Source organism: Nostoc sp. DedSLP03, assembly GCF_034530815.1.
GTDB lineage: Bacteria > Cyanobacteriota > Cyanobacteriia > Cyanobacteriales > Nostocaceae > Nostoc.
Genome location: NZ_JAVRCK010000078.1, coordinates 1 through 25347, shown reverse-complemented (window position 1 = coordinate 25347; position 25347 = coordinate 1). Strand labels below are relative to the sequence as shown.

Here is a 25347-nt window from a genome sequence, read left to right as displayed (position 1 = left end):
GAGGGCGAATAACAGTATCGTCGTTTGATTGTCTGGGAACCGTTTCGTGATTTGAACCTTGATTGAAACCAGATGGAGGGCGAATAACAGTATCGTCGTTTGATTGTCTGGGAACCGTTTCGTGATTTGAGCCAAGATTTGAAGAAGGTTGCGATCGCCCAGTAATTTCTCCGGGTACGCTAGATTCGGTAGCAAATTTGGCAGCAGCTTGCAAAGCTTGATTCAGTTCTTCTACCGTTGCAAATCGGTTAGCTGGGTTTTTTTGGAGACATTTCATCACCACGGCTTCTAATTGTTTGGGTAAATGCTCACACTCTGGTTGCTCGCGCAGTGGTTTTGGTGGCTCGTAAGCATGAGCTAATACCCAAGAAGCCTCACTCACATGACTACCCTTAATGCTGATTCCAAATGGGTCGGCTGCACTCAGCATTTCATAAAGGATAATCCCTAAGCTGTAAATATCACCTCTAGCATCCAGGTTGCGATCGCTTTGGATTTGTTCAGGAGGTGCGTAACGAAATGTCCCGATAAATGTACTAGTTATATTTGTAATATTGGAATTTTCTGAAGATTCACTACGAATTTTGGCAACACCAAAATCCAAAACCTTCACCCACTCTCCCAAATCTGTGGGCATCAAAAATATATTATCTGGCTTCAGGTCGCGATGAACTACCTGAATATGTTCACTGGTTTTGCCGCCATCCCGTTGGAGAGTCACTCCTTGATGGGCAAGCTGTAGACCTTTACAAACTTGCGTTATAATCTTCACCGTCCGCTCAACAGACAGCCGCTTTTGGCGCAACAGTAATTGCCTGAGCGTTTGTCCCCGCAAATATTCCATTACATAAAATGGAAAACCTTCCGAGGTTACACCACAATCACTAATCTTAACAATGTGGTCGCTTTGCAAAGCAGCACAAACTGCCACCTCCCGCTCAAAACGCTTTCTCATTTCTTGTGATGCCACTAGCGTATCTTTGAGCAACTTCAACGCTACCTGCTGACCTACACGGGTGTCCGTTGCTAGGAAAACTTCTCCCATGCCACCCCCGCCTAACCGTCTGTCTAAACGGTATCGCTGGTTATCGCCGACGAAGCGACCATTCCAAGAATTTGAAGAAGGTGGGGATTTCATCTGGGGCAACCCATCCTAGTTACTTTAAGTGTTAACTTTATTCAGAGATAATACTAGTATTACAAATATGATTGCTTCATAACTTAGATGAATATTAGTAATATATACTACTAGTACTTATCTAATTATACTCAGCTTAACATATTAGTAACTTAAAGTAATATGATAATTTTGATAAAATGTTTAAACTTTAGACCTAATAGCAGTTGAAATTTGTTCCTGATATTAAGTTAGTGCGAGTTGCCGAGAATCGTCGCTTCAGTAGTACTGAGTGACTAAAAGAGTCAAACGGTAGAGCGCAAACTACGAATCTAGTGCCGCAAGGCGGAATTCAAAATTCAAAATTCAAAATTCAAAATTAATACAGCATAAGCGTTTCATTGATTTTGAATGGGTGGTTTATTTACGCCGTGTTGTCTAGCAAGTCAAACTTTACCAGACAAGTAATTGAATTTAAGACTCTGATTAAATTACACTGCTAATTTTGACTGGCTAATCAGGAGGCTAAGATGGAAAGCAACACCACAACATGGTGGATATATGCATTATTGTCAGCTGCCTTTGCAGCATTGACCACTATCTTTGCCAAAATTGGGATAGAAAATGTGAATGCTAATTTAGCAACAGCAATCCGAACTGTGGTTATTTTGGTAGTTGCTTGGGGGATTGTATTTTTTCAGGGAAACGTAGTTAATATCTTAGCTATACCCCAAAAAACCATGATTTTCTTATTATTATCTGGAGTATCTACAGGGTTATCATGGATTTTTTACTTCCAAGCTTTACAAGCAGGAAAAGCTTCTCTTGTTGCACCAATTGATAAATCAAGCTTGGTATTAGTTTTATTATTTTCAGTTATTTTTTTGGGAGAAACATTAAGCTGGAAGATCCTTTTAGGAACTGGGTTAGTAGTCATCGGCACTTTAGTTTTAATCATTTAAAATCTTAATTAATCTCGACTCGCTTCCAAATTAAGAATTAGGTTTTCTTTATCTGGCAAAACCCTAGCTTTTTGACAAATACTTTTTTCACATCACAGATTATCGATGAAGTGAAAAAAGTAAAACTACTGTCCCATAAAGGTTTAAGTTGAAGCGTTCGTGCTGATAGTCTTGGCTATAACAGGACTTAAAGTTTTGCAAAATAGATTATTCTATTAATGTACTCTGGCGTACATGATTAATATGTGCTATTGCCATGAGGAATCAGGATGAGTAATGTGCTATCTATAGCCGCAGTGACAGCAGTACTAAAAGTCTTGCTGGAAAATGGTTTAGTCAGCGATCCGATCGCTGCTAGTGTTGGTGATGTGATTGTAACTGCCTTACCGCCGGATCGAATTTCAGTTGAAGCTGACGAGCGTGCCCAAATCAACCTTTTTCTCTATCAAGTGACGCAGAATCGCAATGTCGATTGGGTATCTCAAGAATTTCGCAGCAGGCACTCACGGATTAATGGAAACCCACGCTCTCCAATTCCACCACTAGCTCTCGATCTCCACTACTTACTCACAGCCTACGGAGCTAAGGATTTTCAGGCGGAGCTTTTACTCGGCTATGCAATGCATTTATTACACAAAACACCAGCGATCGCATCTGATATTATTGAAAATACTTTGATAAATGCGTCTACAACCAATACCTCAAGTGCTTTTTCCCAAGCCGTAGCAAATGTGTCTGTATCCGATTTAGCAGAACAAATTGGGCAGATCAAACTGACTCCAGAGTTTTTTAACATGGAAGAAACTTCTAAGTTATGGTCTGCTTTACAAACACACTATCGACCTTCAGCTACCTATTTAGCATCAATGGTATTGATTGAAAGTAGTAAATCTGACAAAGAAGAAGATTTATACATGATGCCCTTGTCTCAACCGAATATAGAGCAAGTTATAGCTCCAACAAAAACTGAACAAATGATTGTTACAGGTACAAAATTAGTAATTCGTGGTAAGCGGTTACGCGGTGAAATCACACGAGTTCGTTTTGGTAATACGGAAACATTACTAGTACCTCAAGAAGTCAAGGAAACGCAAATCAGCTTGTTAGTCCCGCCAGATTTATACGCAAGTATACAGGGTGTCCAAGTTGTACATCTAACAATGGGTAATGCAGAGCAAACCAATCATCTAGTTGAATCAAACGTGGCGGCTTTTGTCTTACATCCAACAATTACAGCATTCGTCACTCAAGTAGAAAATAGCGGTGAGAATTTACGCACGGCAGAAATTACCGTTAAATTCCAGCCCAAAGTAGGTAAAGCGCAGCGGGTAGTTTTGCTACTCAATGAGGTATCAGGTGAGAATCCGGTAGCTTACTCTTTTCTGGCTGCACCACCTACCCAAGATACTGATGCGATCGCGATTCCGGTCAAAAATATCAAACCAGGAACTTATATTGTCCGGGCGCAAGTAGATGGCGCCGAAAGTCCACTTCACAAAAATCAGTTAGGGGAATATGATTCGCCACAGGTGACAATTTTATGAATGCTACAACAATTAATCACAATTGGGATGAGGCAAACTACCGCTACCTATCAGCAGCTCTAGCTGTAGTGCGTGGTATTTTGGAAAATCACACGGCAAAAGATGAAGAGAACCACCAAGAGCATTTACAGCAAGCGTTACAGGAAGCTGCTGCTATGCCTGCACCATCGGCATTGGAGAGAGTCTGCAAAATGTTTCGCCTCTCATCCTTTGAACGTAATTTGTTGCTGTTGTGTGCAGGTATGGAATTAAATGGAGATTTTGCCAAATTGTGTGCTATAGTTCACGACGATTCACAACGAGCTTACCCAACTTTGGGTTTAGCTTTGGCAGCTTTACCTAACGTCCATTGGGATGCGATCGCTCCAAATGCTCCCTTACGTTATTGGCGGTTAATTCAAATTGGTGATGGTCATGCCCTAACTCTTAGTCCCTTGAGAATTGACGAGCGGATTTTACATTATCTCACGGGTATTCAATATCTTGACGAACGGCTAGCTGGTATCATTGAGCCATTACCAGAGGTTAGCGATTTAGTACCTTCGCATCAAGATTTAGCAGAGCGAATCGCAGCAGTTTGGTCGCAAGCTTACAAAGTTAATAGCTTACCAATCGTCCAGTTATCTGGTGGTGAAACTGCCAGTAAACGTGCCATTGCCGCCACAGTTTGTCAGCTTCAGGGTTTAAGCTTGTGGGTAATGCCTGCACAAGTCATTCCTTTAGCACCTGGCGAGTTGGATAATCTCATTCGCCTGTGGACTCGTGAGACGATTTTAAGTAAGACTGCCTTACTCATAGACTGCAACGAACTGGATACTAATGATACAGCGCGGCTGAATGCGATCGCTCGTTTCATCGAACGTACAAAGGGCTTTTTAATAGTTACGAGTCGAGAACGCATCGGCTTATCACAACGCCTAGTAGTTAATTTTGATGTACATCAACCAACTAGCAAAGAACAAAGTGCAGTTTGGCAAGATGCATTAGGGGAGAGTGCATCGCAAATGAATGGGCAAGTCAAAATCTTAGTAGATCAGTTTAACCTCAGTGCTGCAACCATTCGCGCTGCTTGTGCAGAAGCCGCAGGACAATTAGCACAAACACCAGAAACCGATATCACCAGCATTTTATGGGATGCCTGCCGCGTGCAAGCACGTCCGCGCTTAGATGAACTCGCCCAAAGAATTGAGCCATCTGGTGATTGGGATGATTTAGTATTGCCAGAGGCGCAGAAACAAGTTCTTTGGGAAATTGCGGCTCATGTACGGCAACGTAGTACTGTATATAACAATTGGGGTTTTGGCGGCAAGAGTGCTAGGGGATTGGGAATCAGCGCTCTATTTGCAGGTAGTAGCGGCACTGGGAAAACTTTGGGAGCAGAAGTGCTGGCCCATAAATTACGCCTCGACCTCTATCGGATTGACCTATCATCAGTAGTCAGCAAATATATTGGTGAGACAGAGAAGAATTTGCGCCGGGTATTTGATGCCGCAGAACAAGGTGGAGTGATTTTGTTATTTGATGAAGCCGACGCTTTATTTGGTAAACGCAGTGAAGTTAAAGATGCGCGCGATCGCTATGCCAATATAGAAGTTAGCTATCTATTGCAACGGATGGAAAGTTACCCAGGTCTAGCAGTCTTGACTACGAACTTGAAGAGTGCAATTGATACAGCCTTCCTGCGGCGGATTCGCTTTGTAGTGCAGTTTCCCTTCCCCGATACTATGCAACGAGCCGAGATTTGGCGACGCGTCTTTCCAGCCGAAACCCCAACCGCAGATTTAGATGCTCTGCAATTAGCACGGCTTAATGTCGCTGGGGGTAATATCCGTAATATTGCCTTAAATGCCGCTTTCCTCGCTGCCGATGCTGGGGAACCAGTGCAGATGAAACACGTATTGCGGGCGGCTCAAACAGAATATAGTAAGTTGGAGAAACCCTTGACTGATGCGGAAGTTGGCGGCTGGATGTGATTTGACAATTTTTACCTTAGTATAGCTTTGCATAAAATCGTGGCAAATTGGGGTTGAAATTTAAACGCAAAGTAGCGCAAAGGTAAGCGCAAAGTTACGCAAAGAGTTCGGTACGAATTAATTAAATGTTGTACTTACTAGAAAATGCTGGTAGTTAAATAGGTTGTAAAATTTGTGAGCGATGTTTAGACAGGCTGTATCTACGCTAATACCATAGCAAACAAAATTATACTAATTAGAAAGAAGAATGCGACAGATGCATACGGACATATCTTTGTTCTGTCTGGCTTTTTGAATTTTGAATTTTGAATTTTGAATTGGGGTATTACTCTGGTAATTCACCAAATCTTTCCCGATAGCGAGCAAGCATGGACTCCATTTGAGCAAGTTGTTGCTCGGCTTGTTGACGCTGTTGCTGTTCTTGGTGTGCTACTTCTTCTGGCGTGGGTGTCAGTTGTCCATCGGGAGTGAAAAAGCGCAACTTCGATTGATAAACTCCCAAATATAACTGCAATTGCTGACTCCATAACCAACCAGCTTCATTTGCTTCTAGTTCTTGATAACGACCATCTAATAAATGAAATCCTTTAAATTCTAAACTTACTGGGTCGAACCAAAAATAATCAGGAGTCCGCCAAATATCCTGATAGATTTCCTTTTTCAACCCTCTATCAGTAGCAGCTGTTTTGTCAGAAAGAATCTCTACAATCACATTTGGGTATTTGCCATCTTCTTCCCAAACTACCCAGCTTTTGCGTATTTTGCGTTGGGTATTTAAAACTACAAAGAAGTCGGGGCCTCTAAATTGCTCAGACTTACGCTGACGCGGACTGTAATAAATCGTCATGTTACCGCAAGCGTAGAAATCTTGACGCTCCTGCCATAACCATTCCAAACACTGAATCAACAGCAGTATTTGCCGCAAGTGAAGTTCTGTTTCCAAAGGTGGTTCATCACTGTATAAATCACCAGGAGGAAATATAACATCTTCTGGTGTGTCTTCTAAAATTATTCCTAAATCTTGAGCAGAAGACATAATAATTTCTATTTTGACAAGATAAATCTAACTTAACCCAATTCATTCACCTGCAAAAGCGATCGCCCCAGCTTTCTAGAATTATAAATCTCGCTCACACAGAGTCACTGCTGGCACAGAATAATTTCTACTTAAGTCGATAGCGATCGCCACTAAACAAATTGTATAATTTGATTCAAAAATATGCTTGAGGATGTGAGATGAGCGATCGCATATTTGGGCTTAAGAAAGCAGGTATATCCACTTCAAATCCGTCGCTGCTCTCAGCAACAACTCCAACGCTGGCGAATCCAGTGCGCGGCTTTGACATCGCAAAGAAAGCTCCAATCCAAACATTCTCTGAGGTATCAACTGACCTGCAAGCAGCTCAATCTGTTGGCGAACAATCCTTAGAACCACAAGCTATTAAAAAAAAGCCTGTTCACGACATTAGTAGCATAGCGTTGCGTCGTCCACAAGCAAAACTGACGGTTGGAGAACCAGGAGACCAGTATGAGCAGGAAGCCGATAAGGTGGCTAATCAAGTCATGTCAATGCCTAATACTGTGATGCAACCGCAGATGACACCAGAAGAACAGACTCAAAAGAAAGAAGTGCAAACTAAGCCTCTTGATGTTGACTTTGGGCAAAGGAAATCGCCAGGGAATAATCAGTTGACTCATGTAGTACAACAGAAAGGTGGGATATTGCAAAGAGATGTGTTGCAGAGAGCGCCAAAAAATCCAGTAGTTACAGAACTTTCGACAAAACTGCCACTGACGGAAGCCAATGCAAGATTAATTGATGCTTGTCATAATTTAGGTAGTATCTATGTGGATTTATCTGTAGCAAATACTGATTTAATCAGTACAAAATTAAAAATTTTCTCTATAAATTACGATATGGCTTACAGCAATTACTCAAGAGTAATTGGTCAAGGAAGAGCAGAAGCACAAAATCAAACTCTTTGGAGAGGAATATTTTTAGGAATAGGAACTGGTGTTTTAGCAGGTCTTGCTGCCGCCTATATTGCTCCTTCTACTGCTGCTGGATGGTTTGCTCTCACCCTAGCGGATGCAGGTACAGCAGCAGGTTCTTCATTTTTACAAGGAGCTGCCTCTTCAGCAGTAGCTCTTGCTGTATCAGATGCCATCACAACGCGAGGCAGTGATTTACAACCTAGTGGTCTTTCACCGGATATGCTGCGAAGTAATATTTGGCAACACGTTGCATCAATGTATCGTGGTGCATTGCAAACCAATAAAGTATTAGCAAACTTACATAAAAATTCCGTTATTCTTGAGCGATTAATTGCAGAAATCAGGGTACAAATTGCTGGTGGTGCATCGTCATATTCGCCAGCAGATATATTAACAGCAACTAATGCCATGAACGATCGCATTAATGGAATGGCAAGTGTCTTTAGTGAATTGAGACAAAAAGCAACTGCGATGAGTGCCTTTGGCAATTCTATTTTGGCTTACGATCCTACTAAACCTGGAGTCGATCAAATAGAAAAAGATATTTGGATTATGTGGATGGGAACTTTAAGTAATGATGACTCTGACATTCTTGATTTAGATAATATTGAGGATCATTTGAAGAGTATCGGGATTTTAGGTAATGGTGGTTTATTAGGTGTAGATTTTGGAGACTATACCTCAGAAGATGATGAACTAGCGGCTTTAGCAGCAGCTCGTCCTCGCGCTGCAACTATAAAAGGGAAGTACGATCAAACCACTTCTCAATGGACTGCACCAAGTCCTTGAGTCAACTTTTAATTATTTACTTTGATTTGTTTGCAGAGCCGTTTACTAAATCAAAGATTTTTACCTCGTTTACAATCTCCGACTGGTAACACAGATTTGAGCAGCGCAGTTTAAAACTTTTTCAACTTGTTTTGGTGCTTTGATTTCAGTAAATAGCTGAATCGCTCGATCGAGATTGATTTGACTTTCATCAGATTTCAACATCTTTTGATTAGTTAAACCCAATTGAAAATAAGCTTCAGCTAGATCGCATTTAGCACCTATTTTATCCAAAAGTTCAATTGCTTCTATATGATTAGCAATAGCTAATGCAAAATCTGTTTGTTGCCGATGGATTTCTGCTAAACCATTGTGAGTTTTTGCTTTGACTTGCATATAATGACTTTCTTCAGCAAAAGTCAAAGCTTGATGGAATATCTGATTTGCCTGAGAAAATTCGCCTAAATTGACGTAGGTTTGACCTAAAATTTGCATAAAATAGACAAATCTACCAGTCTGTTCTATCAGTTTTTCGTTCGTAATATTTTGATACGCTACATCTGCTAATTGATATGAGAGATCGCACAAACCTAAATAAGAATACACCAAAGCTAAACAGACTGAAGCTTTCTCTGCCCAGCGATGATGCTCGGTATTTTGAGCTAAATAAATTACTTGTTGAAATAATTTTGCGGCTGCCTCTAGTTCCCACAAATCTATTTTGTAAAGACCAATACTTAATAAAGAATCTACCTCTAGCATCCTCAGATAGTAAACTGTATGTTTATTTTCTGGCTGAGGTACAAGTGATTTGAGTGCTTGGGTTGCGAGTGTAATAGTCTTTTCTTGACAAGCGATCGCTTGACTAATTTTACCTGTTATCCAGTATAGATCGCCTAATATATTATAAAGTTCGCTGAGATTTTGGTCATCTTCTAGATTGTTAACAACTCGCTCAATTGCCGCAAGGATCGGTTGAATTAAACCCATCCGATACAATGTACTTCCAAGAGGTAAAAACTGCTGCCATTGATTATTTCGGCTTTTTAAAATGACCTTACCCGCCAACTCAAATTCATTAATATCTATGTAGTGATAATATGCTTCTAAAGCTTGCAAAGCATCCTTAAAGGTTTCAATTTGTTTAACACTAGTTGTCCAAAATTCTGCGGCTTTGTGGTTGGCAATTTCCCATTCATTACTGGGGCGTAAACGTGCGATCGCTTCTTTTTGAATTACCGGATGCAACCAGTATTCACCTTTATCGCACTCCACTAAAGACCGATTTCTCAACGAGGCGATAATTTGGCGATGTTGTTCAGATGGGACATCCCAAAGTAAACAAAACAATCCTTGAGATGAAATGGTGGGTATATCTTGGTAACGATAGCATCCCAAACGACAAAGCAGGCGATATGCTTGGGGATCGAGGGCTTGCAGGCGATTGATTTGACTAACTGCTAAATTTTTTAAGTCGGTTGCTGCTAACGGGTCGGCATGATTTTCTTGCCAATAAAGAGCCATATCACCATCAAAATCCTCCTGAATCGAACCGCAGAGAATTCCCATTGCTTTAGCATTACCGCCATAAGTGCGATGCATGATTTGCAAGGTTGGCGAATTGATAGTTAACCCACGGTTGCTAAAAAACTGTTGCCATGCGCTTTCATCTAAACCAGGAAGCCGATAGTGATTCACATTTAACCCCGGTTCACAAAGGCGATCGCGGCTAGTAATCAAGGTAACAGATTGCACTCTGGCATCAGTTAAAACGCGCAATAGTTCTACATAGTTGCGGTGAGAAGCAATTAACCCACCATGTCGATCTAATGCAGGTTCGAGATTATCAATTAACACCCCAATCCGCCGATTGTGGAGTTGGCGCTTGAGTCGCGCCAAAGTTACCCCAAATTCTACCCCAGGTTCTTCGTCAAAATCTTGTTTAAGCCATTCCTCTACAACTCGTTCGGCGGGTGTAATGTTTTGCGTTTCCTTCGCCATCAGCAGTTCCAAAACCAAATCAAACCCCTGATGGAGATATTGCTGCGCCAGAGTAGTTTTGCCTAAACCTCCCTCACCTTGAATGACAATCACTTTCGAGCCTTGATTTACCAAAGTATTCAGGTGAGCGATCGCTTCTGTTCGTCCAATAAAATTGGTATCCTCTAATTTTGGGGTGGGATGTGGCGATCGCGAGTAATCAATCAGACTTGATGATATAGCAGTAGTTTTTCTCAGAACCCGTTCCAAAGTAGCGCGACAATTACTTTTGGTAATCTTTTCTCGCAATACTTTAGAAAGCAGCTTCCATAACTGAGAACCAGCATCCTTAGCGTGTCCTTCCGTACAACCGTAAGCATGAGCTATATCCAAGTATTTTCTACCCAACCAAACTTGCACAAGAATCACTTTTTGCAAATCGCTCAACCGTTCCCCAGTCTGAGGGGGAATTATGGCGTCTAACCATGCTAATGCTGCTTCAGCGTCCATTGTGTAACGACAAGGGTAGTTCAGATTTTAGGGACAACTATAAATTACTTTACAGTTATGTTGCTGGAGTTTTTGGATAAGATTCTGTAAACCCGACTTTTTTCCCGACTTTTCTCGAACACAATTCACGAGTCAGGATACCCTTTCAGGAAAGCAAGCTACAGAATTAGTTCTGTACGACTAGCAGATAGCGCAGCGTCTCCGGTTCCACTCCTAAATTCTGACTTCTGAATTCTTCTTCAATTAGCTCAATCTTGTAATAGTCAAACTTAAAGTACCACGATTGTTAAAATACATGATTGGAACATCATTGGCATAACAAAATAACTCCCCTCTTGAGGTAGCTTTATACTTTTCCAACTTCTTCCCAATTAAAAACTCTTGTTCAGCAGACTGACCAATATTTCCAATTAGGGAAAACCAGTTTTCCTTTGGTTTTCTGCGGAACATCTCAGCCCAACTTAGCCACGGCTGTGTATACCCATCTGCATCACTTCTAATCCATGCATCACACCAAAACTGTTCTCTTTCTACTTCAAATCTATAAGTTGCTCCTATTTCTAGATAAATACCAGTAGCGTTCCAGTATTTCTTCGCATCTATTATTGTTTCTGAAGGAGAGCCAATTTGTAGATTTATCATTTTTATATTAATTTTTGATAATTAGAATGATAGAAACTGAAATTTCAGTCATTACATACTGTTGATATTGCAGATCAATCGAGACTTAATTGCACCTGCTGTATTTTAGTCAGCTTCCTGTTGAATATAGGTAAGCTTTTGAGCTATTCTTTATCGCTACTAACTTAGAACGATTAAAAAGTTTACATAGACTATATTGCCCGCGTCGAATCATTTAGAATAAAATTTATTAAGGTAACATCAGCACCATTATTACTTATGGTGAAATCAGACCCTCGTCAATTTCTGCCTAGCAGTGCTGAACTTCCTTGTTCAGACGACACACCTGTGGATAACGAAGACCAAAATTTTATTCCCAATCTGCTTCTCTTCTTACTGCAATATATTTGGGCAAACCGTAATGACTGGTTTTTCAGCGTGGATATGGGCGTTTACCATACTACAGGGGTTAGTCCGCTTGTGCCGATTGTACCAGACGGATTTTTGAGCTTGGGTGTAGAACGCCGCAAGGCAGATAAATCTCGTACAAGCTATGTTGTTTGGGAAGAAAATAACATAGTGCCTATCTTGGCTTTAGAAATTGTCTCCTTAACTCCGGGTGGAGAATACGACAAAAAATTAGACACTTATGCCAAGTTAGGTGTACTGTATTACATTATTTATAATCCAGAGTATTGGCAACGCGATCGCCAACAACCTTTTGAAGTTTATCGCTTAGTAGATGGTAGCTATCAATTGCAAATTGGTGAACCCTTTTGGATGCCAGAAATTGGTTTGGGAATCGGTAGAGGGCAATACATATCTGGTAATACCCAGCGTCAGGTTTTGTATTGGTATGACCAACAAGGAAAGCGCTATCAAACTCCAGAAGAGCAGTTGGAGTTAGCGCAAAAACAACTTGAGCGTTATCGTCAGCAATTTGGGGAACTGCCAGAAGGTTGAACAGCCATTATTGGTTAGTATCAAATGCTTAATTAGTAAGAATTATTCCCCTTGGGGAACCATATTTTTGAGCGATTTCTCTTACTAATTTACAGTTTTTACGAATTTTATCATCATAATCATCAGTACCATAATCTTCATCATCATAGTTCCTGGACAACTCTGGCAGAATTGTCCCTACTGTCTCTAAAGCCTCTGCGATCGCTAACATCATATTCGTCAAACTTGGAAACCATAACTTATCTTTAATGTCTTCTCGTTGCAATACTGGAGAAGTTTCAATCTGAGTTTCTGAACCAACAATGACTAGCTTGCCATTCTCATAGGAAACGAATGGCAAGCACTTTGGGTCATATATATCTGCATCGCTCGGAGAATAATATTTCTCAGCTTCCTCTAAGGATAGAAAATGAATTAAATCGTCTGCGCCTTCTAACAGCTGCTCCAAGAAGCAATAATAAGTTGAGTTGTCGTTATAAGAACCATCCCAACCGTCAGGCATTCGATCCCCAGTGGGTGCACCAGCCCATTGATAAAACTCGTAAGCTTCATCAGACAGTCGGAATGGGAAAAAACTCAGTCTTCTTTCAACCTCTTCAAGACTCATGCCCTGTTTGGTAAAATGAACACCACTACTTATTCTTTCAAGCGCTTCAGTCAAAATCGACATAACCTTAGTATCCTCATGAATTGAAATCTACTTATTGTTAGGGTTTGTCAGGCATTGCATTATTAGAATATGACATTCAAAAGCAGAATTAGAAATTACAAATAAAATTACTGCCTCTGGATTTTTATCAGCTATAGTAGCAGAGACTACAATATTAGTATCAATAATAACTTTCATTCTCCCTGTCTATAAGCTTCAATCTCTGCTGCTATTTCTTCATCACTTAAGGGATTATCTGCGTGTATCGCTTGTATTTCTTTGAATAAATTTTTTAATTCTTCTGCTAGAGTAACCCTTTGATTATCGTCTGTCAAAATAATCACCTCAACTCTCTGTCCTGCTTTAAATGGTAAATCAGATAATACTAACTGCTTGGGATCTGCAATAGTAATATATACTTTATAAGCGTTCATGATTTATTCTGTTACTCAACTTTTATCTACCCTTGTTCTAACAATTTCGCTACATTCTCTGCAATTTTCTCTTCTAACTTTGTAAAGTCGTCTTAGAGGATGTCTGAGAAGTATTAAATATTTCGCTTGATCCCCCCTAGCCCCCCTTAAAAAGGGGGGAACCGGAATCAAAGTCCCCCTTTTTAAGGGGGATTTAGGGGGATCTACAAGTCTCAAATACAACACTAAAAAGTTTTCAGACATCCTCTTAGAAAGGCGAAGTTTGAAACCCAAATTTTCTCTAACCAACTTTTTCCCCGACTTTTGCAACCCGATCGCATAAAACTGCCGACTTCAGCCGACTGACAAAACAAAGTGCGATCGCTTAGGCTATTGGGCATAGAGATAAAAATTTAAGTATAAAAATATGCTTAATACCCTTAGCCCAATCACAGAAGACTTAGCAGGTCAAAGCTATCCCACTCCTCATTACTTACAAACACAGCGCCGCATTCGTTCCCTGATAGACAAATATCTTGCAGTCGAAAAACTACACGATCGCCTACAAGATTTACCGCTACAGTTTGTCAATCCTCAACCGCGTCCATGGAAACACATCGACTGGCAAACAATTAACCGCAATCAAATTATTGGCTTAGACGCAAATGTATTTCTATCTATATTAATAGGTGCGATGGATACAGAAGCTCCCATTCGGGGCTATACCCAAACCAGTCGCCAGTATTTAGAAAAATTGCATCCTCAAATGGCTCGGTTTGTTGGTGGAACAGTCGGTGAAAATGGCGAACTGCTGAAACTTGGTTTGTGGGAAAAGGAAGAACGTCAACACACACCTGCATTAATCAAAATCTACACCCAATTAACAGGCGAGAAAATTACCCCAAAACTTCGGACTGTTAGAAGCTATCTCCCCACAGATGACGCCAAAGAAGATTTATATCGCCACGGCTTACACCGCATTGCCACAGAATACGGTGCTACCTGTCTTTATATTTGGTTGATGGCTCACACCACAGGCGCACTCCAGGATGTTCTAGAGGAACTAGCGCAGGATGAAATCAACCATACGACCAAATTCTGGGGGTTTGGAGTTTGGGCTTTCCCTGATACTGGGTTGATGCGAATTGGACGCACCCTGATTAAAACGCGATCGCCAAACTATCAGCGTAACAACCTCATGCGTACTCTTCGCCGCATGATGGGTACACTCAACTGGGATGCTTGGTCATTAACCAACAAAATAACTCTCCTATTTACCTTCACTTACACAATGCATCGCTTGTGGAGTTGGAACAATAGCCTAACCCCAGAGTATTTGCAAGATTTATTTGAAATTAATTATCAGTAATAACAAAGGACAAAGGACAAATGACAAAATTACCCATCGATTTAAATCCCCAAAAAATCCCCCAACATATCGCCGTCATCATGGATGGTAACGGCCGATGGGCAACCAGTCGAGGATTACCGCGCATCGCTGGACATCGCCAAGGAGCAAAAACGCTCAAAGAACTATTGCGTTGCTGCAAAGATTGGGGAATCAAAGCGTTGACAGCATACGCTTTCTCTACAGAAAATTGGCAGCGTCCTGTTGAAGAAGTGGATTTTCTAATGCATTTGTTTGAACGATTACTACACCGCGAGTTGGCTCAAATGCATCAAGAAGGTGTACGAATCTCGTTTATTGGAGATTTATCGGCTTTACCCAAGTCTCTACAAACAGAAATGGAGCGTTCAATGGCAGAGACATTGAACAATCAAGCAATCCACTTTACTGTTGCAGTTAACTATGGTAGCCGCAACGAAATTACCAGAGTTTGCCGTCAAGTAGCTCAACTCGTGGAACAGGGCAAACTTAGCACCCAAGAAGTGAATGAAAGTCTTGTAGAACAACATCTCTACACAGCAGATACTCCAGAACCCGATTTGCTGATTCGTACCAGTGGTGAGATGCGATTGAGTAATTTCCTCTTGTGGCAAATGGCGTATACAGAGATGTATTTCACCGATATTCTTTGGCCAGATTTTAATCGAGAAGCATTTCATCAAGCTTTGTTGAGCTATCAAAATCGCGATCGCCGTTTTGGTCAAGTTAAAGCTTCATTATCAGCTTAGTGTACCAAACACCAGACATCACCTGAAGAAGGCAGGAGGCAGTATTTCGACACTTCGACAAGCTCAGTGCATCGCTATGCTCAACAACCGGGCAATATTCCTTCTGCCTTCTGTCTTTCTTGATAAAGTAAAAGCACCCACATTACCACGATGGTATATGAGCGCTCACAAATAAAACATTATCGAGGATAATCTATCTGCTATGACAGACCGAAGTAACTATAAGAATAGCAGGCACTGGGTAAATAAACTGCAAGGGTAGTTACAAATGTTTTGTTAAAAATATTACTTACCGTAAATGTGATCCTTGATTTAGGCAAAATCCAATCGATTGCGGAATCCTATTATCCCCAAGAACTCTTTGCTGGCTAGGTTTGGCAGCGTCGGTTCAATGAGTTTGATGGTGAAGAAGTGAGGTCATTGTTTGTTATTGGTGGGATTGAATACTTGAAATATCTCAATCAAACAAATTGTGTGCTATAATCCCCTGTTTTCCTCCCATCTTAGCTTGCACCTAAATTGAGTAGCGATCGCAGTCTCTTAATTTTTTTGAGTAAATTATTCTTTGTTAGCTATTGAGCCGAGGATTTTGGCTCAATACCTATATTCATTATCACAAAATCAGACTTATGGAAATTATTATTTTCTCAATATAGCAATCCCCTTTTATCTCTGAACAGAGAAAAACTGAAAGGCTTATAAATCAAGCTTTTTACGTAATGCATTGTTCAAAAACCATTCATTATTTGCTATAATAACTATAAAAACTATCAATATAATTTTTTGTTAATTCTTTCCGAAAATAGTATTTACTAGAATTTAATACTTGCGATATAAGCTGATGTTTTGGTGAGTTAATTCAGAAAAAATCCTGATATGCAAAATTTAAAGTTAACAAGACTCTCTTGCTAAATCTACTTTAAATTTACTTATCAATACATTTTAAAATCGCAATCAATTTTTCCACTATTTTATAGGTGTTGGGAGTCATGATCGCAAAATATCTACTAGCTTCTGCTAGTGGGATGGGATTTTTATGTTTAATTGCCGGGTTATCACCTGTGCAAGCCCTTCCTAGTTTAAAAATTGCAGATAAAAACGTAGCTGTTAATCAAAATGACGGCAGCTATGAAAAGAATTATTCTCATCAAAGCAATTTAACAAATAATCTTTCCAGTAAATTGCTGATAGCTAATGAAACTCAAAAAAACTTACCCTCAGTCAATCAACAGCAAAAAAATCAAGATTTAGGAATAGATTCTGCTGTTAACTTGTGGCAGCCAATCACACCACAACCTGTAAGTTCATCTCCAACCTCATACAAACTTGCACAAGTAACATCCGTATCGCAATTGTCTGATGTACAACCGACGGATTGGGCTTTTCAGGCACTCCAATCTTTAGTCGAACGCTATGGTTGTATCGCAGGTTATCCCAATCAAACCTATCGCGGTAATCGGGCGATGACTCGCTATGAATTTGCTGCTGGCTTAAATGCTTGTTTAGAGCGAATCAACGAACTGATTGCGACTGCAACTGGTGATTTGGTCAAGAAAGAAGATTTAGCCACGTTGCAGAAACTACAAGAACAATTTGCGGCGGAATTGGCAACATTGCGAGGTCGAGTAGATGCTGTAGAAGCTCGCACAGCAGAACTAGAAGCAAATCGGTTTTCTACTACGACTAAACTCAGTGGAGAGGCAATTATTGCTGGTATTGGTGCTAGCGGTGGCGCTCCTAATCAGAGTGACCCGAACATCATCCTAGTCAATAGAGTACGGTTAAATCTCACCACTAGCTTTACTGGTAAAGATTCACTAATTACTGGATTGCAAGCCTATAACTTTTTGGGTGGAGTTGATGGACAGGGTAGCCTGCAACAAGGTTTAGGATTAGCTTCGCCACTTTTAAGTGCAAGTAGCGCTCGTACCAGTTTTGAGCCGCAATTTCCGGGGTTAAACGTCAATACTTTGTCGGGTGTTGGCGCAAACAGCGTTCAGCTTTACAAATTGCTGTATGTCTTTCCCGTCGCTAATAAATTAACCTTGTTTGCGGGAACTGCGGCAGAGACATCAGATGCTTTCCCAACAATTACGCCTTTTTATGGTGAAGGACAAGAATCAATTTCTCGTTTTGGCAACTTGAATCCTGTACTACGGGTTTCTGGTGGGACTTCGGGTACAGGTTTAGCATCGGCGGCGGGATTTATTTTTAACATTTCACCAAATTTTGATTTAAGAGCTTTATACGGCAGTGTAAATGCCAATTTACCGGAAAAATCTGCGGCTGAAGCAGTACCAGGAGTTTCTACTACACCTTTAGGAGCAGGTTTATTTAGCGGTAGTAGTGTTATTGCCACACAGTTAACCTTCAAGCCAAGTCCCGCTTTCGATATTGGCTTAAACTATGCCCACAGTTATCACGAAATCAATATTTTGGGTACAGGATTAGTTAGTAGTGATATCGGTGCTTTAGCAGGGATTGCAGCAGGGACACCGGTCACACTCAACTCTGTTGGCGGTACGCTAACATGGCGATTGTCTCCCAAGATAGCCTTATCTGGCTACGGTGCAGCAATATTTGTTGATGCTGCTTCAAATAGCGTGGATGCTTCCACGACCTTTACAAGTTGGATGGCGGGAATTCACTTCAGAGATTTATTCAAATCAGGAAACACTGCTGGGATTCTTTTTGGTCAGCCGCTTTTCCGTAGCGATAGTGGTGGTGCTGCTCAACTTACCCCCACAGGCGACAATCGGACGACTCCTTACCATTTGGAAGCTTATTACCGCCTTCAAGTTAGCGATAATATCAGCATTACCCCTGGTGCGTTTGTTCTCTTTAACCCAGAAGGTAACAGCAATAATGAGACTACGACTGTAGGCGTACTTCGGACTACTTTTACATTTTAAGAGATTCAGATTAGGCAGTCAAAATCCCCTAATAAATTGGGGGATTTTGAGATTAGATAACAAAATTCACAGTAGACCTCTTGCAGCATAAATCAACAATAAAGAACCTCACCCCGATGCTTTCGCTATCCATTAGTCACATTTGTAAAAGGAGTGTTGAGGATAAAATAATGACCAATAAATACGTAGAAATTCGGTGAATGTTTATTGAATAATATTGTTTGGTTTTTGACAAAAATATAGTCGCATTGCCCAAAATCTGTTGTGCAAAACTAATCTGATGTCTACGTTGGTGACTGACTTGTACTGAGTTTCGACTGCGCTCAACTACCGCGCAGTCGAAGTAGCTTACCGAATGGCCGAAGTCCGCGCTACATCAAAAATAAACTGTGTAGGTGTAGCTCATCGTCGATATCGCCGCATAGATAACCTAATTATTTCTTTTACCTGATTTAGGAGTTTGATTTGAAAGGTGGTGCTTTTGTATAACCCGCTCAATCTGGCAAGTCACCGCATCTATTCTATTTTTAACCTTATCAAAATCGATATTCACCCAAATATAGGCTTTGTCAGGTCTTAGCTGCCTTCTATTCATATATGGTTTTACTTGTCAATATATTTTGTTATATCTATACAATATAGTCTTCTCAATTTCTAAACTACTTTCTCTAGACATATAAGTAAATATGCTTAATATTTACTTAAGGTTTTATCGCCATCCGATTTTATTTTTAAACCTATTTACGCGCTCCTCAAAGTACAGCGTAAGCGCCAGAGGCACGGAGTAGGGAATCAGCCTTAGTTATACAGAGTTTTTTCATCCAATCAAATAGAAGTCTTATAGCTTTTAGAAGTTCAACCAAATAGTGATTTGATTAATATGGGCGCAGATTATTATCTATCTATTGAAAGAGACGCGATATTTCGCGCCTCTAAGAACCAAAATCAAAATTCTAAGTGTTATTAAATCTTTGTTTGGAGATATTGCACTAACTGCGGTGCTTGCATCACCCCCTCTATCCGTTCCACAGGCTGACCCTGCTTAAACAGTACTAAGGTTGGAAGAGAAGCAATTTTATACTCAGTAGCCAAATCTGTGTATTTTTCCGTGTCGATTTTGACAATCCTTAAGCGATCCTTAAGTTGGGCATTGACTTGCTCTAAAATTGGCACCATCATTTGACAAGGACCACACCAGTCAGCATAAAAATCTACTAATACAGGTACATCAGAAGCAGACAGCATATCTTCAAAACTGTTAAATTGCTTTTTGGTTGCCATGTGACACACACCGATTTTCAATTGTTTGTTTCAATAGTAGTTCTTATAAAATAAAATCGGTATAGGTTCATGGGTTTTTGTTAGTAAAAGATTAGATTAGTTAATATTAGAATGATTCACCAGCCAAAAATCTTAAATAATTATAATAAAATCCGTATATTATGTTAGGTTGTGCATCTGTATTAAATATGTGTTTCAACCTATGACAATCGACCAAATCATTATATAGGCTTTCACAAGAGTGATGTCTACGAAGGCTGTAGATGCAACACTTTCTAGTCTATCTAGTCAGGCAAATATATTAGTTATAGTTATTCATCTATTTACAGAGAAGTAACTATAGATATTTAATCAGAGTAAAACGTTAATTATTGTTATTCGAGTTATATAGGAATCTTATTTGATTTGTGAGAATTGCAAACCGCAGCTTCTCAATAACTTTTATGAAAGCGGGGATCTTGTTTTTGCGCGTTTGATTCAGCATAGCTATATCTAGCTAAATACGAGGTATAACTTTATCTATTAGCTATCTAACTTGCAGCATGACAGCAAGATTATCACCGCGCAAGAGTTAGATATTATCCAGACAATATTCAGATGTTCCCGAAATCGCCATAAGATAATTAGCGCGGTATTTCTAAGATTGAGGAACATTAAATGACGCTATTACAAGATAAAGTCGCAATTGTCACAGGTGCATCAAGAGGAATTGGCCGAGCGATCGCAATTGAATTAGCTTCACAAGGAGCGATCGCAGTTGTCAATTATGCCAGTTCGAGTGCTGCGGCTGAGGCAGTTGTTACAGAAATTACAGCAGCAGGAGGTCAGGCGATCGCTATCCAAGCAGACGTTTCTAAAGGCGATCAAGTAGATGCACTAGTTAACGCAGTCATCGAAAAATTCAGTCGTGTAGATATTTTGGTCAACAACGCTGGGATTACCCGCGACACCCTGCTTTTGCGTTTGAAGCCAGAAGATTGGCAAGCAGTGATAGACCTTAATCTTACTGGTGTTTTCTTATGTACACGCGCCGTCAGTAAAATCATGCTGAAGCAGCGATCGGGGCGGATTATCAACATTACCTCTGTTGCTGGGCAAATGGGCAACCCAGGTCAGTCAAACTACAGCGCCGCCAAAGCAGGTGTCATCGGCTTCACCAAAAGCGTTGCTAAAGAACTAGCTACTCGCGGGATCACCGTTAACGCCGTCGCCCCTGGATTCATCGCCACCGACATGACCAGCGATCTCAACAACCCCGAAGATATTCTGAAATACATTCCACTCGCCCGCTTCGGTCAACCCGAAGAAGTCGCAGGGATGGTGCGCTTTCTCGCCGCCGATCCCGCCGCCGCCTACATCACTGGACAAGTCTTTAACGTCGATGGCGGCATGGTAATGGCCTAAATAGTTGAGCTAAATAATTGAGGGGTAGCTATTTTTCGTAGTTGGAGCTTTAGCGCCAACTACGAACTTATTAAATAAAATTTGACAGACTAATTATGAAAACAGACTCTATTTTTTATCGTTTATTTCAAACTTTCCCCAGTGCTTTTTTTGAATTAATTAATCTGCAACCATCAGAAGCAAATGCATATAATTTCGCTTCAGTAGAATTAAAGCAAACAGCATTTCGCATTGATGGAGTCTTTCTTCCTGTTGCTGACAGTAGTCGTCAGCCGATTTATTTTGTGGAGGTTCAATTTCAAAAAGATAATGAATTTTATGCTCGTTTATTTTCAGAAGTATTTCTGTATTTACGACTTTACGCACCAACTACAGATTGGTGAGCAGTAGTTATATTCCCTCGCCGCAGCCTTGAAACAACCCAAGTCCAACCTTATCGAGTCCTACTCGAAAGCCAATTGGTAACGAGGCTATATTTAAACGAGCTTGGAGAAGTAACTGAATATTCCTTGGGAATTGAGATCATTAAATTAGTAGTTGTAAAGAAAAAACAAACTCCCATATTAGTCAAAAGTTTGATTACAAAGACACGTTCAGAACTGAGCGATAAAGCACTTCAAAAAAAAGTGATAGATTTAATAGAAAAAATTGTAGTTTACAAACTACCGCGTATCAGTCATCAGGAGTTGGTAAAAATGTTTGGACTCGGTGATTTTGATATCAAAACGACTAGACTTTATGAGGAACTCAAGCAGGAAACAACTCTAGAGCTAGTAATTCGCCAGTTACGACGACGCATTGATAATTTGAGTCCGCAATTGTCAGAGCGCATCAGCCAGTTATCCATCGAACAGCTTGAAAATCTAGCCGAGGCACTATTGGATTTTTCCACAGAAGGAGATTTAATTGTTTGGCTGCAAGACAATTTAACTCAAGCTTGAATTTTTGGTGAATTGAATAAACATAGTAGGGCTAGCACTGCAATGCTCACCCTACAAGCAACTAAGGCTGTTGGCGTATCCTTTGCCAGACTGTAAAGCCCAAAAGCAGGATAATACTACTGGCGGTTGTCAGCATCACAGCCAAACTCATACCTTGTATTCTCATCGCTAGCAAGTTGAAAACTAAGGTAATTGACCAAAGGGTAAACGCAGCATGGCGCTGGGAGAGTCCCCAAGCAAGTAAGCGGTGGTGCAGGTGGTCTTTGCCAGGAGTACTCAGAGGGTTATTTCCTGCTAGTAGCCGCCGCACAAATACTTGAGTGGTGTCTAACACCGGTAACAACAGAAATAAAACCGTAGGAATTAGGGCATAAACTGTGTTTTGTTGCAGTTTGCCTAAAATACTAGTTGCTGCCAGGACATAACCGAAAAAGTATGCTCCAGCATCACCCATAATAATTCGTGATGGATGAAAATTATGGCGCAAAAATCCTAGTGCAGCACCTCCCAAAGCTGCGAGGACTAAGATTGCCGCAGCACGATTGTTAAATTGAGCTGCAACGCCCAATAAACTCATGGCGGTTATAAAGCTAATTCCTCCTGCCAAGCCATCCATACCATCCATCAAATTGATGGCGTTGGTAATCCCTACTACCCATAGTACTGTTAGCAACATGGACAGAAGTGAATCGATGGGAGTGCCAAACAGGACTTTGACACTGATGCCATTAGCTACCAACAAAAGTGCCGTGACAATTTGCGCCCACAATCGCACAGAGGGCGGTAAGCCAAACTGATCGTCAATAAAGCCCACAAGGACTAATATCGAACCTCCCAACAGAATAGTGAGCACCTGAGCCAATACGTTTTGGAGTTCGATCGGTCGTAAAAGGCTAGCTAGTACCAGCGCAGCAATCACGCCCGCGTAGATAGCCAGCCCCCCTGCATTGGGTAAAGGTTCTCGGTTGAGTCGCCGTGCGTTGGGTTGGTCAGCCCAACCTACCCGCAGGGCGAATTTGCGTACTGTCGGAATTAAACGCCAAGTTACAAGCCAAGCCAAGAGGAACGTAAATACTACTGCCAACCAGCCGGTGCCGCTAGGGTCGGCAATACCAAGGGACTTAAGGGAGTTGTCTAGATTCATCTCCCAATTCAAGCATTACTGCCAGTATCTAATATGAGCATCACCTGTATATTAATCAATTTTTTTATTTCCATTTGTAACTTGAGCCGCTTGAGAGATTAGCACTCTGGCGCTGTGAGTGCTAAATTGTCTAATGGAAGCGCTGGAGAAATCAAACATGGCGAAAATTATTGCATTTGACGAGGAATCGCGGCGATCTCTAGAAAGGGGTGTTAACGCCCTTGCCGATGCCGTAAAAATCACCTTGGGGCCCAAAGGTCGCAATGTCCTTTTAGAGAAAAAATTTGGCGCACCTCAAATTGTCAACGATGGTATCACTGTTGCCAAGGAAATTGAATTAGAAGATCCTTTGGAAAATACTGGTGCAAGACTCATCCAGGAAGTGGCCTCAAAAACTAAAGATGTCGCTGGAGATGGGACAACCACCGCCACAGTTTTAGCACAAGCCTTAATTAAAGAAGGTTTGAAGAACGTCGCGGCAGGTAGTAACCCTGTGAGCTTGAGACGCGGGATCGACAAAACTATTGAGGCATTGGTAGAAGAAATTGCCAAAATAGCCAAGCCAGTAGAAGGAAGTGCGATCGCTCAAGTTGCCACTGTTTCTGCTGGTAACGATGAAGAAGTTGGTCAAATGTTAGCTCAAGCAATGGAAAAAGTCACCAAAGATGGTGTAATTACCGTTGAAGAATCTAAATCCCTGACAACTGAACTAGAAGTAGTTGAGGGGATGCAGATTGACAGGGGCTATATTTCTCCCTACTTCGTCACCAACAACGAACGGCAAATCGTCGAATTTGAAAACGCTCGGATTTTGGTTACTGACAAAAAAATCAGCAGCATCCAAGATTTAGTGCCTGTGTTGGAAAAAGTCGCCCGTTCGGGTCAGCCTTTGCTAATTATTGCTGAAGATGTCGAAGGTGATGCTTTGGCAACTTTGGTGGTGAACAAAGCGCGCGGTGTACTAGCCGTAGCTGGGATTAAAGCGCCTGGGTTTGGCGATCGCCGCAAAGCTTTGTTAGAAGATATTGCGATTCTCACCGATGGACAGTTGATTTCGGAAGAAATCGGTTTAAGCTTGGATACCGCTTCTCTAGAAGCATTGGGAACTGCCCGCAAAATCACCATTGACAAAGAAAATACCACAATTGTTGCTGGTAGTGTCACCAAGCCAGAAGTACAAAAGCGGATTGGTCAAATTCGCAGACAGTTGGAAGAAACTGATTCTGAGTACGATAAAGAAAAACTGCAAGAACGCATCGCCAAGCTCGCTGGCGGTGTGGCAGTAATTAAAGTGGGTGCGGCAACCGAAACCGAACTCAAAGACCGTAAGCTGCGGATTGAAGACGCGCTCAACGCTACTAAAGCTGCTGTAGAAGAAGGTATTGTTCCTGGTGGTGGAACAACCTTAATTCACTTAGCTAAGGCAGTACAAGCGATTAAAAACACCCTACAAAATGACGAAGAAAGAATTGGGGCTGATATTGTCGAACGAGCGCTAGAAGCCCCCTTGCGCCAAATAGCAGATAACGCTGGTGCTGAAGGTTCTGTGATCGTCTCTAGAGTCCGCGAGAGCGACATCAACACTGGCTATAACGCTGCTACTGGCGAATTTGAAGACTTGATTGCTGCTGGTATTATCGACCCTGCCAAAGTTGTGCGTTCAGCTTTGCAAAACGCTGGTTCCATTGCTGGTTTGGTCTTAACCACCGAAGCGATCGTTGTTGAAAAGCCAGAGAAGAAATCCGCTGCTCCTGCCCCTGATATGGGCGGTATGGGCGGTATGGGTGGCATGGGCGGCATGGGCGGCATGGGCGGCATGGGTATGTTCTAATTTCTGCTGACCCAGATAAATATTTTTTAAACAGTTTGTCTTGCCAAGGCAAACTGTTTTTTTGTAGCATTGCTGATTCAGAGGCAATATGTTATACCAATTCGTAATTCGTAATACTTCGGCTACGCTCAGTACAAGTTTGTAATTCACGTCTAATGTGAATTAAAGAGAATGAGACTGGAAGGTGAGAACATCAATACCAA

General features: G+C 41.2%; 20 protein-coding genes and 1 pseudogene. 12 read left to right on the top strand and 9 right to left on the bottom strand.

The window, feature by feature from the left end; genetic code table 11:
* The coding region (locus tag RM368_RS28725) for a serine/threonine-protein kinase (RefSeq protein WP_322697211.1) at positions 1–1138 on the bottom strand (1138 nt) is incomplete at its 3' end.
* Positions 1139–1647: 509 nt separating this feature from the next.
* Here RM368_RS28725 and RM368_RS28720 point away from each other — a divergent pair.
* The 3 genes from RM368_RS28720 (at position 1648) to RM368_RS28710 (ending at position 5596) form a co-directional block, all read left to right on the top strand.
* The gene (locus RM368_RS28720; protein ID WP_322697210.1) at positions 1648–2079 is read left to right on the top strand and encodes an EamA family transporter; all 432 of its coding nucleotides are present in this window, start codon (positions 1648–1650) and stop codon (positions 2077–2079) included.
* Positions 2080–2348: 269 nt separating this feature from the next.
* Entirely contained in the window at positions 2349–3623 is a 1275-nt protein-coding gene (locus RM368_RS28715) for a DUF4255 domain-containing protein (protein ID WP_322697209.1), read from the top strand.
* On the top strand, positions 3620–5596 hold the full coding sequence (locus tag RM368_RS28710) for an ATP-binding protein (protein ID WP_322697208.1): 1977 nt from the start codon (positions 3620–3622) through the stop codon (positions 5594–5596). The genes RM368_RS28715 and RM368_RS28710 overlap by 4 nt, the downstream gene beginning before the upstream one ends.
* A gap of 325 nt (positions 5597–5921) precedes the next feature.
* Here RM368_RS28710 and RM368_RS28705 read toward each other — a convergent pair whose 3' ends face one another.
* Positions 5922–6632 (bottom strand): Uma2 family endonuclease, encoded by a 711-nt coding sequence (locus RM368_RS28705; protein ID WP_322697207.1) that lies wholly within the window; start codon positions 6630–6632, stop codon positions 5922–5924.
* 200 nt (positions 6633–6832) lie between these two features.
* On the opposite strand from RM368_RS28705, the gene RM368_RS28700 reads away from it, so the two are divergent.
* Entirely contained in the window at positions 6833–8380 is a 1548-nt protein-coding gene (locus tag RM368_RS28700) for a hypothetical protein (RefSeq protein ID WP_322697206.1), read from the top strand.
* A 69-nt stretch (positions 8381–8449) separates the two neighbouring features.
* Here the strand turns inward: RM368_RS28700 and RM368_RS28695 are convergent, their stop codons facing one another.
* Together RM368_RS28695 and RM368_RS28690 are read right to left on the bottom strand one after the other, a co-directional pair.
* Positions 8450–10849: a tetratricopeptide repeat protein gene (locus RM368_RS28695; protein ID WP_322697205.1), complete on the bottom strand. Its 2400-nt coding sequence runs from the start codon at positions 10847–10849 to the stop codon at positions 8450–8452.
* A gap of 243 nt (positions 10850–11092) precedes the next feature.
* Entirely contained in the window at positions 11093–11491 is a 399-nt protein-coding gene (locus tag RM368_RS28690; RefSeq protein ID WP_322697204.1) for a hypothetical protein, read from the bottom strand.
* A gap of 258 nt (positions 11492–11749) precedes the next feature.
* Between RM368_RS28690 and RM368_RS28685 the strand changes: the two genes are divergently transcribed.
* A complete protein-coding gene (locus tag RM368_RS28685; protein WP_322697203.1) occupies positions 11750–12433 on the top strand; it encodes a Uma2 family endonuclease in 684 nt (227 codons plus the stop codon).
* A gap of 28 nt (positions 12434–12461) precedes the next feature.
* Here the strand turns inward: RM368_RS28685 and RM368_RS28680 are convergent, their stop codons facing one another.
* From RM368_RS28680 to RM368_RS28670, 3 genes are all read right to left on the bottom strand, one after another.
* Positions 12462–13103 carry a hypothetical protein gene (locus RM368_RS28680; protein ID WP_322697202.1) on the bottom strand — a complete coding sequence of 214 codons (642 nt, stop codon included), beginning with the start codon at positions 13101–13103 and terminating at the stop codon, positions 12462–12464.
* A 173-nt stretch (positions 13104–13276) separates the two neighbouring features.
* Entirely contained in the window at positions 13277–13516 is a 240-nt protein-coding gene (locus tag RM368_RS28675; RefSeq protein WP_322697201.1) for a hypothetical protein, read from the bottom strand.
* A 224-nt stretch (positions 13517–13740) separates the two neighbouring features.
* The gene (locus tag RM368_RS28670) at positions 13741–13896 is read right to left on the bottom strand and encodes a hypothetical protein (RefSeq protein ID WP_322697200.1); all 156 of its coding nucleotides are present in this window, start codon (positions 13894–13896) and stop codon (positions 13741–13743) included.
* A gap of 26 nt (positions 13897–13922) precedes the next feature.
* On the opposite strand from RM368_RS28670, the gene RM368_RS28665 reads away from it, so the two are divergent.
* The 3 genes from RM368_RS28665 (at position 13923) to RM368_RS28655 (ending at position 18543) form a co-directional block, all read left to right on the top strand.
* On the top strand, positions 13923–14864 hold the full coding sequence (locus RM368_RS28665) for a ferritin-like domain-containing protein (RefSeq protein ID WP_322697199.1): 942 nt from the start codon (positions 13923–13925) through the stop codon (positions 14862–14864).
* Entirely contained in the window at positions 14864–15631 is a 768-nt protein-coding gene (locus tag RM368_RS28660; protein ID WP_322697226.1) for an isoprenyl transferase, read from the top strand. The genes RM368_RS28665 and RM368_RS28660 overlap by 1 nt, the downstream gene beginning before the upstream one ends.
* A gap of 992 nt (positions 15632–16623) precedes the next feature.
* Entirely contained in the window at positions 16624–18543 is a 1920-nt protein-coding gene (locus RM368_RS28655) for an iron uptake porin (protein ID WP_322697225.1), read from the top strand.
* 963 nt (positions 18544–19506) lie between these two features.
* On the opposite strand, the gene trxA is transcribed toward RM368_RS28655, so the two are convergent.
* A complete protein-coding gene (gene trxA, locus RM368_RS28650; protein ID WP_322670357.1) occupies positions 19507–19824 on the bottom strand; it encodes a thioredoxin in 318 nt (105 codons plus the stop codon).
* Between the two features lie 657 nt (positions 19825–20481).
* Between trxA and fabG the strand changes: the two genes are divergently transcribed.
* The 3 genes and pseudogenes from fabG to RM368_RS28635 all read left to right on the top strand — a co-directional run bounded on the left by fabG (position 20482) and on the right by RM368_RS28635 (position 22169).
* Entirely contained in the window at positions 20482–21228 is a 747-nt protein-coding gene (fabG, locus tag RM368_RS28645; protein ID WP_322697198.1) for a 3-oxoacyl-[acyl-carrier-protein] reductase, read from the top strand.
* A 95-nt stretch (positions 21229–21323) separates the two neighbouring features.
* A pseudogene (locus tag RM368_RS28640) lies at positions 21324–21917 on the top strand (Rpn family recombination-promoting nuclease/putative transposase); the annotation flags it as partial.
* A gap of 6 nt (positions 21918–21923) precedes the next feature.
* Positions 21924–22169: a DUF4351 domain-containing protein gene (locus RM368_RS28635; protein WP_322697224.1), complete on the top strand. Its 246-nt coding sequence runs from the start codon at positions 21924–21926 to the stop codon at positions 22167–22169.
* 61 nt (positions 22170–22230) lie between these two features.
* Here the strand turns inward: RM368_RS28635 and RM368_RS28630 are convergent, their stop codons facing one another.
* Complete coding sequence (locus RM368_RS28630) at positions 22231–23313, bottom strand: MraY family glycosyltransferase (protein WP_322697197.1); 1083 nt, start codon at positions 23311–23313, stop codon at positions 22231–22233.
* A gap of 157 nt (positions 23314–23470) precedes the next feature.
* On the opposite strand from RM368_RS28630, the gene groL reads away from it, so the two are divergent.
* A complete protein-coding gene (groL, locus tag RM368_RS28625; protein WP_322697196.1) occupies positions 23471–25144 on the top strand; it encodes a chaperonin GroEL in 1674 nt (557 codons plus the stop codon).
* The last annotated feature ends 203 nt before the right edge of the window (positions 25145–25347 follow it).

Excerpts from the sequence above, each read along its gene's own strand:
- RM368_RS28720 (WP_322697210.1), top strand. The coding sequence starts at position 1,648 with ATGGAAAGCAACACCACAACATGGTGGATATATGCATTATTGTCAGCT.
- RM368_RS28715 (WP_322697209.1), top strand. The coding sequence starts at position 2,349 with ATGAGTAATGTGCTATCTATAGCCGCAGTGACAGCAGTACTAAAAGTC.
- RM368_RS28710 (WP_322697208.1), top strand. The coding sequence starts at position 3,620 with ATGAATGCTACAACAATTAATCACAATTGGGATGAGGCAAACTACCGC.
- RM368_RS28705 (WP_322697207.1), bottom strand. The coding sequence starts at position 6,632 with ATGTCTTCTGCTCAAGATTTAGGAATAATTTTAGAAGACACACCAGAA.
- RM368_RS28700 (WP_322697206.1), top strand. The coding sequence starts at position 6,833 with ATGAGCGATCGCATATTTGGGCTTAAGAAAGCAGGTATATCCACTTCA.
- RM368_RS28695 (WP_322697205.1), bottom strand. The coding sequence starts at position 10,849 with ATGGACGCTGAAGCAGCATTAGCATGGTTAGACGCCATAATTCCCCCT.
- RM368_RS28690 (WP_322697204.1), bottom strand. The coding sequence starts at position 11,491 with ATGATAAATCTACAAATTGGCTCTCCTTCAGAAACAATAATAGATGCG.
- RM368_RS28685 (WP_322697203.1), top strand. The coding sequence starts at position 11,750 with ATGGTGAAATCAGACCCTCGTCAATTTCTGCCTAGCAGTGCTGAACTT.
- RM368_RS28680 (WP_322697202.1), bottom strand. The coding sequence starts at position 13,103 with ATGTCGATTTTGACTGAAGCGCTTGAAAGAATAAGTAGTGGTGTTCAT.
- RM368_RS28675 (WP_322697201.1), bottom strand. The coding sequence starts at position 13,516 with ATGAACGCTTATAAAGTATATATTACTATTGCAGATCCCAAGCAGTTA.
- RM368_RS28670 (WP_322697200.1), bottom strand. The coding sequence starts at position 13,896 with ATGCCCAATAGCCTAAGCGATCGCACTTTGTTTTGTCAGTCGGCTGAA.
- RM368_RS28665 (WP_322697199.1), top strand. The coding sequence starts at position 13,923 with ATGCTTAATACCCTTAGCCCAATCACAGAAGACTTAGCAGGTCAAAGC.
- trxA (WP_322670357.1), bottom strand. The coding sequence starts at position 19,824 with ATGGCAACCAAAAAGCAATTTAACAGTTTTGAAGATATGCTGTCTGCT.
- fabG (WP_322697198.1), top strand. The coding sequence starts at position 20,482 with ATGACGCTATTACAAGATAAAGTCGCAATTGTCACAGGTGCATCAAGA.
- RM368_RS28635 (WP_322697224.1), top strand. The coding sequence starts at position 21,924 with ATGTTTGGACTCGGTGATTTTGATATCAAAACGACTAGACTTTATGAG.
- RM368_RS28630 (WP_322697197.1), bottom strand. The coding sequence starts at position 23,313 with ATGAATCTAGACAACTCCCTTAAGTCCCTTGGTATTGCCGACCCTAGC.
- groL (WP_322697196.1), top strand. The coding sequence starts at position 23,471 with ATGGCGAAAATTATTGCATTTGACGAGGAATCGCGGCGATCTCTAGAA.